The organism is Rhodococcus sp. ENV425 (assembly GCF_002887785.1).
Classification (GTDB): Bacteria; Actinomycetota; Actinomycetes; order Mycobacteriales; family Mycobacteriaceae; genus Rhodococcus; species Rhodococcus aetherivorans.
Genome location: NZ_PCZU01000026.1, coordinates 14,937 through 21,606, shown reverse-complemented (window position 1 = coordinate 21,606; position 6,670 = coordinate 14,937). Strand labels below are relative to the sequence as shown.

Annotated in this window: 6 protein-coding genes and 1 pseudogene; 6 read left to right on the top strand and 1 reads right to left on the bottom strand. The window is 70.1% G+C overall.

What is annotated here, in order from left to right; genetic code table 11:
- The 3 genes and pseudogenes from CQZ88_RS01505 to CQZ88_RS01495 form a co-directional block, all read left to right on the top strand.
- A pseudogene (locus tag CQZ88_RS01505) lies at window positions 1-373 on the top strand (hypothetical protein); the annotation flags it as partial.
- A 121-nt stretch (window positions 374-494) separates the two neighbouring features.
- Window positions 495-1,073: a sigma-70 family RNA polymerase sigma factor gene (locus tag CQZ88_RS01500; RefSeq protein ID WP_029544787.1), complete on the top strand. Its 579-nt coding sequence runs from the start codon at window positions 495-497 to the stop codon at window positions 1,071-1,073.
- On the top strand, window positions 1,066-2,154 hold the full coding sequence (locus CQZ88_RS01495) for an anti-sigma-D factor RsdA (RefSeq protein WP_102799142.1): 1,089 nt from the start codon (window positions 1,066-1,068) through the stop codon (window positions 2,152-2,154). The genes CQZ88_RS01500 and CQZ88_RS01495 overlap by 8 nt, the downstream gene beginning before the upstream one ends.
- 67 nt (window positions 2,155-2,221) lie before the next feature.
- Here CQZ88_RS01495 and CQZ88_RS01490 read toward each other — a convergent pair whose 3' ends face one another.
- A complete protein-coding gene (locus tag CQZ88_RS01490) occupies window positions 2,222-2,632 on the bottom strand; it encodes a DUF5319 domain-containing protein (protein ID WP_006934975.1) in 411 nt (136 codons plus the stop codon).
- Between the two features lie 289 nt (window positions 2,633-2,921).
- Here CQZ88_RS01490 and guaB point away from each other — a divergent pair, with 289 nt between their 5' ends.
- The 3 genes from guaB to CQZ88_RS30330 form a co-directional block, all read left to right on the top strand.
- Window positions 2,922-4,445: an IMP dehydrogenase gene (gene guaB / locus CQZ88_RS01485; RefSeq protein ID WP_029544783.1), complete on the top strand. Its 1,524-nt coding sequence runs from the start codon at window positions 2,922-2,924 to the stop codon at window positions 4,443-4,445.
- A 73-nt stretch (window positions 4,446-4,518) separates the two neighbouring features.
- Window positions 4,519-5,658, top strand: a complete 1,140-nt coding sequence (locus CQZ88_RS01480; protein ID WP_006934969.1) for a GuaB3 family IMP dehydrogenase-related protein — start codon at window positions 4,519-4,521, stop codon at window positions 5,656-5,658.
- 199 nt (window positions 5,659-5,857) lie between these two features.
- Window positions 5,858-6,670: NAD(P)-binding protein (locus CQZ88_RS30330; protein ID WP_258008409.1), on the top strand; the 813-nt coding region annotated here is incomplete at its 3' end.

The window sequence follows — 6,670 nt, the reverse complement described above, 5'->3', positions numbered from 1 at the left end:
CCGGCGCCAGCGCGTGCGCCTGCACTGGGTCACCGCCGAGACCGCGCTCGCCTCCGGGGACTTCGCCACCGCCCGCCGTCATTCCGCTGCCGCAGCGGCAGGTGCCGAGCGCAGCGGTTCGGTCCGGCACCTGATCAAGTCCGACCTGTTGCAGGCCGCCTCGTGGACCGGCGAGTCCGATCCGACCCCCGCCCGCGACCTGTGCCTGGACGTGCTCGATCGCAGCACCGCGCACGGTCTGGTCCCGCTCCGCTGGGCTGCTTCGATGCTGTGGGACGGACTGGGGGGCGGTGATGCGGCCCGGCGCGTGCGCGACGAGTCGGCCGCCCTCATCGTCCGGCGCGGCGGGAGATTCGCAACGATCCGGGCCTAGAAGTCATCCGTGCGTCCGTTCCGTCCGGTCGTGTCGTTAGTCTGGGGGTGTTCCACTGCGAGTGGAAGCACACCCGGCCGGGGGGTCGTGTCACTTTGTAACGCCAGGACTTGCGCAATCGATGACTGTCATGGGTGAGGAGTTGGACTCCGCTGTCGCTGCGGCTGCGCAGGGGGATCGGACGGCTCTCGCTCAGGTTCTGAGGACCATCCGGCCCTTGGTCGTCCGGTACTGCCGGGCGCGGGTCGGATCCGCGGAGCGTGGCCAGCTCTCCGCGGACGACGTAGCGCAGGAGGTGTGCCTGGCCGTGATGACGGCGTTGCCGCGGTATCAGGACCAGGGACGCCCCTTCATGGCATTCGTGTACGGGATCGCGGCACACAAGGTCGCCGACGCGCACCGCAGCGCCGCCCGCAACCGGGCGGACCCGGTCGCGGAGGTACCCGAGTCGATGTCGCTGGACGACAGTCCGGAGGAGCAGGCACTCAACTCGGAGACGAGCCGGCAGATGAAGAAGCTGCTGGGCACGCTTCCGGAGAAGCAGCGGGAGATCTTGATCCTGCGGCTCGTGATGGGCCTGTCCGCGGAAGAAACGGCAGCAGCGGTGGGAAGTACGGCAGGGGCCATTCGAGTGGCGCAGCACCGTGCCATCGCCCGACTGAAGAAGGAAGTGACGAGAGCAGGTGAGAGAAATGGGTAGGAAGCACGGCGCGGATGACGATTTCTTCGCCGATCTCGCCGACGACGGCACCCCCGTGGACATTGCGGCAGTGCGCCGTGACGATGCCCTCATCGACGCGATCTCCGGGGACGGACCGGTGCCCACCGAGACGACCGAGGAATACGAGCTGGCCACGCTCCTCGCGGGCTGGCGTGCCGAGATCCTCGCCGACCCTCTTCCTTCCGAACCGGACCTGGACGAGATCGTCGCCGCGGTCAACCGAGAGATCGGTGCCCGCGACGCGCTCGCCGAGCGCCGGTCCCGCTCCCGCACCCAGCTTCGCCTGATCCGTCCCATCGCCGGTGCCGCCGCCCTGATCGCCATCGCCGTGGGCGGCGCGACCGCCGTCTCCTACCAGGCCGAACCCGGCGACCCGCTGTGGAGCGTCAAGCAGGTCGTCTTCAGCGAGCAGGCAGAGTCGACGGTCGCCCGGATCGACACCGCCTCGACACTGCAGGAGGCCGAGCAGCGGCTCGCCGTCGGCGACACCGAAGGCGCCCAGGAACTGCTCCAGTCGGCACAGGAGCGTTCCGGGTCGGTCACCGACGCCGGCCAGCGGGACCAGCTGGGCGACTGGATGCAGCGGCTCACCACCGAGCTGAGCCAGCTCCTTCCGCCGCCGCCCCCGCCCGTGCTGCCCATCCCCCCGGCCCAGTCGGCGCCGGTGGTTCCCGCGCCGGTGCCGACCACTGCGACCACCCCGTCGACGGTGGATCCCACGATCGCCGGCACGACGCCCGGGACGGGAACCGTGCCGCCGACGTCCACCGAGGAGCCCAGCGTCGATCTCCTGCCGCCGCCGACGTCGTCGCAGCCGGTGCCCACCCAGGAACCGCTGCCGGTCACGACAGAGCCGACAACCGGACCGACGAGCGCTCCGGTGACGACGGAGCCGACCACCGTGCCGACGGCCTCGCCGACGACGACCGCGTCGGCCTCGGCGCCGGCGCCGGCGAGTTCACTCGAACAGCAGTCGATCAGCCAGACGATCACCGTCGTTCCCCCGCCTTCCACGGTCGTTCCCCCGCCCTCCACCGTCGTTCCCCCGCCTTCGCCGTAGGCACGACGGGAAGGGCCCGCCAGGACATTCGTCCCGGCGGGCCCTTCCCGTCGTGCGGAGGCTTCTTCTAGGAGTCGAGGCCGTATGGGTCGACCGGCAGCGCCTCGTTCATCGAGGCGTCCGCGTAGCCGCGGCAGTAGTCCCACGTCACGTAGGCGTCGGGGGAGGGATCGTAGGCCGGCTCGTGCGGCCGGACCGTACCGTCGACGAGCAGCTGCAGCAGGTTCGCCCGCAGCATGTCCCAGTCGTGGTAGTGGTCCTGGTGGCAGTCCTCGCAGCACACCACCAGACCGCGGATGCCGCGCGGCGACAGCAGCGCTTCGTAGACCGCGAGGTCGGCGAGATCCTCCTCGACGGCCAGCCGTTCGGCAGGGTCGAGTGGCTGACCCGGCTCGATCGCGTCCAGTGCGGCGGACGGATCGTCGGGATCTCCAGCGAATGGGTCCGGTGGCAGACCGGGAGGCAACTGATCACGCACGACTCCACGGTACGCAGTCCGACGGGGTCTGCGCCAGCCGTCACACCGTGGACTTCCCGCGGGGCTTCGTGTACGCGGGCGGATCCACGCGTGCGGATGCGCGTGTGTGCCTGTTCCGGTAAACCGATACGATAGTCCACGAGCAGGGCATCGTTGCTCGGAGCGTCCGGGGAATGTGCGCACCGCTCACGCCATTGTCTTTCACGACATTGTGTTCCGTAATCACCGTTGCCGGGCCGGGGCCCACCCGCCCGCACCGTATCGACGCGTCATGGAGGGTCCGAACCGCATGAGTAGTACCGGAGGGCACGTGCATACCGGCGGTGACGACCCCAACAAGGTCGCCATGCTGGGTCTGACCTTCGACGACGTGCTGCTGCTTCCGGCCGCGTCGGACGTGATCCCGAGCCAGGTGGACACGTCGAGCCAGCTGACCCGGGACATCCGCCTCCGCGTTCCGCTGGTCAGTTCCGCGATGGACACCGTCACCGAGTCGCGCATGGCCATCGCCATGGCCCGCGTCGGCGGCATGGGCGTCCTGCACCGCAATCTCTCCGCCGAGGCGCAGGCCGCGCAGGTCGAGACCGTCAAGAGGTCCGAGGCCGGCATGGTCACCGATCCGGTCACCTGCAAGCCGACCGCCACGCTCGCCGAGGTCGACGCCATGTGCGCGCGCTTCCGCATCTCGGGGCTGCCCGTCACCGACGACGACGGCCAGCTCGTCGGCATCATCACCAACCGGGACATGCGCTTCGAGGTCGACCAGAACCGCCCGGTCTCGGAGGTCATGACCAAGGCGCCGCTGGTGACCGCGCAGGAGGGGGTCACCGCCGAGGCCGCCCTCGGGCTGCTGCGCCGCCACAAGATCGAGAAGCTGCCGATCGTCGACGGACAGGGCCGCCTGACCGGCCTGATCACCGTCAAGGACTTCGTCAAGACCGAGCAGCACCCCAACGCCACCAAGGACCGTGACGGTCGCCTGCTCGTCGGCGCCGCGGTCGGCGTGGGCGACGACGCGTGGACCCGTGGCATGACCTTGGCCGACGCCGGGGTGGACGTGCTCGTGGTCGACAGCGCCCACGGTCACTCGGCGGGTGTGCTCGGCATGATCGCCAAGCTCAAGGCCGAGGTCGGCGACCGAGTCCAGATCATCGGCGGCAACGTCGCGACCCGGGCGGGCGCCGCGGCGCTCATCGAGGCCGGCGTGGACGCCGTGAAGGTGGGCGTCGGACCCGGCTCCATCTGCACCACCCGCGTCATCGCGGGTGTCGGCGCCCCGCAGATCACCGCCATCCTCGAGGCCGTCGCGGTCGCCAAGCCCGCGGGCGTCCCGGTCATCGCCGACGGCGGCCTGCAGTTCTCCGGCGACGTCGCCAAGGCTCTCGCCGCCGGCGCCTCCACGGCCATGCTCGGCTCCCTGCTGGCCGGCACCGCCGAGTCGCCCGGCGAGTTGATCCTCGTCAACGGCAAGCAGTTCAAGAGCTACCGCGGGATGGGTTCGCTCGGCGCGATGCAGAGCCGGGGCGCGGCCAAGTCGTACTCGAAGGACCGCTACTTCCAGGACGACGTGCTCTCCGAGGACAAGCTGGTGCCCGAGGGCATCGAGGGCCGCGTGCCGTTCCGCGGTCCGCTGCAGCAGGTGACGCACCAGCTGATCGGTGGTCTGCGCGCCGCGATGGGCTACGCCGGTGCCGCCAGCATCGAACAGCTGCAGGAGGCACAGTTCGTGCAGATCACGGCGGCGGGTCTCAAGGAGAGCCACCCGCACGACATCACGATCACGGCCGAAGCACCGAACTACGTGGTTCGCTAGAGCACCGAGTCCGCGATCGGGCCCCCGCCGGAGTGTCCGGCGGGGGCATCTACCTGAGAAGAAAGGGACGCGCGTGCGCGACCTGGTTGAAATCGGCATGGGGCGGACCGCCCGACGCACCTACGAGCTGGACGACATCAACATCGTGCCGTCCCGCCGGACGCGCTCCTCGAAGGAGGTGTCGACGGCCTGGCAGCTCGACGCGTACCGATTCGACATCCCGCTGCTCGCCCATCCCACCGACGCGCTGGTCTCGCCGTCCTTCGCGGTGCAGCTGGGCAGGGCCGGCGGTCTCGGCGTCATCAACGGTGAGGGCCTGTGGGGCCGGCACGCCGACGTCGACGCCGAGATCGAGAGGCTCGTCGGCATCGCCGAGTCCGACGCGGACCCGGCTGCGGCGATCGCCCACCTGCAGAAGCTCCACGCGGCCCCGCTGCAGCCCGACCTGCTGGCCGCCGCCGTCGCGCAGGTGCGCGACGCGGGCGTGACCGCGGCCGTGCGGGTCAGCCCGCAGAACGCGCGGGCGCTGACCCCGCACCTGGTGAAGGCGGGCATCGACCTGTTGGTCATCCACGGGACCATCATCTCCGCGGAGCACGTCGCCCACGGCGAGAGCGAGCCGCTGAACCTCAAGACGTTCATTTCCGAGCTGGACGTGCCCGTCGTCGCGGGCGGTGTGAGCGACCACCGCACCGCGCTGCACCTGATGCGCACGGGCGCGGCGGGCGTCATCGTCGGCTACGGCTCGACGGCCGGGGGCACCACCACGAGCGAGGTGCTGGGCATCGGCGTGCCCATGGCGACCGCGATCGCCGATGCCGCCGCCGCCCGTCGCGACTACCTGGACGAAACCGGTGGCCGGTACGTGCACGTCATCGCCGACGGCGACATCGAGACCTCGGGCGATCTGGCCAAGGCCATCGCCTGCGGTGCCGACGCCGCCGTGCTCGGGGCCCCGCTCGCGGTCTCGGCCGAGGCGCCGGGCCGCGGCTGGTACTGGCCGTCGGCGAGTGCGCACCCGTCCGTGCCGCGGGGCGCGCTGCTGCAGGTCGCCTACGACGAGCGCCCGGGCCTGGACCGGGTGCTCGCCGGTCCGTCCGACGACCCGTTCGGCTCGCTGAACCTGGTCGGCGGCCTGCGCCGCGCGATGGCGAAGTCGGGCTACTCGGATCTCAAGGAGTTCCAGAAGGTGGGCCTGACCGTCCGCGCGTAGCCGTCCCCCTCTTCCGCTGTGGCCGAATGTCACATCGCTTCGATCCGATCGACGTGATGTGACATTCGGCCACAGCCGTTTTCGGCGCCCACCTGCGGTTTCTAGAACTCGAGGTTACAGTTAGGGCACCCTTGTGGCAGTGGTCACAGCGAGTCTGTGCATACTGGTGAGTAACAACCAGCGTCATGGAGGTGTTTCGGTGGGTGAGCAGCGCGCGACGGACTACGACGTCCTCATCGTCGGATCGGGGTTCGGCGGAAGTGTAACGGCCCTGCGGCTCGTGGAGAAGGGGTACAAGGTCGGCATCCTCGAGGCCGGCCGGCGCTTCGCCGACGCGGACTTCGCCAAGACCAGCTGGGATCTCAAGCGCTTCCTGTGGGCGCCCAAGCTGGGGTGCTTCGGCATCCAGCGGATCCATCTGCTGCACGACGTCCTCATTCTCGCCGGCGCCGGCGTCGGCGGCGGATCCCTCAACTACGCCAACACCCTCTACAAGCCGCCTGCCCCGTTCTTCCAGGACAGCCAGTGGGCGCACATCACCGACTGGAACGACGAGCTCAGCCCGTTCTACGACCAGGCCCGTCGCATGCTCGGCGTGGTGCAGAACCCCCACATGACCCCCGCCGACGAGATCGTCAAGTCCGTCGCCGAGGACATGGGCGTCGGGGACACCTTCATCCAGACCCCGGTGGGCGTGTTCTTCGGTGAGCCCGGCCGCACCGTCGCCGACCCGTACTTCGGTGGTGTCGGCCCCGACCGCACGGGCTGCATCGAATGCGGCGAGTGCATGACCGGTTGCCGGCACGGTGCCAAGAACACGCTGCTGAAGAACTACCTCGGGCTCGCCGAGCGCGCCGGCGCCGAGATCGTCCCCCTCACCACGGTCACCGGCCTGCGCCGGGCCGCCGACGGCACATGGGACGTCGACACCGAGCGCACCGGCGCATGGAAGCGGAAGAACCGTCGCACCTACACCGCCGGGCACGTGGTGCTGGCCGCCGGCACCTGGGGC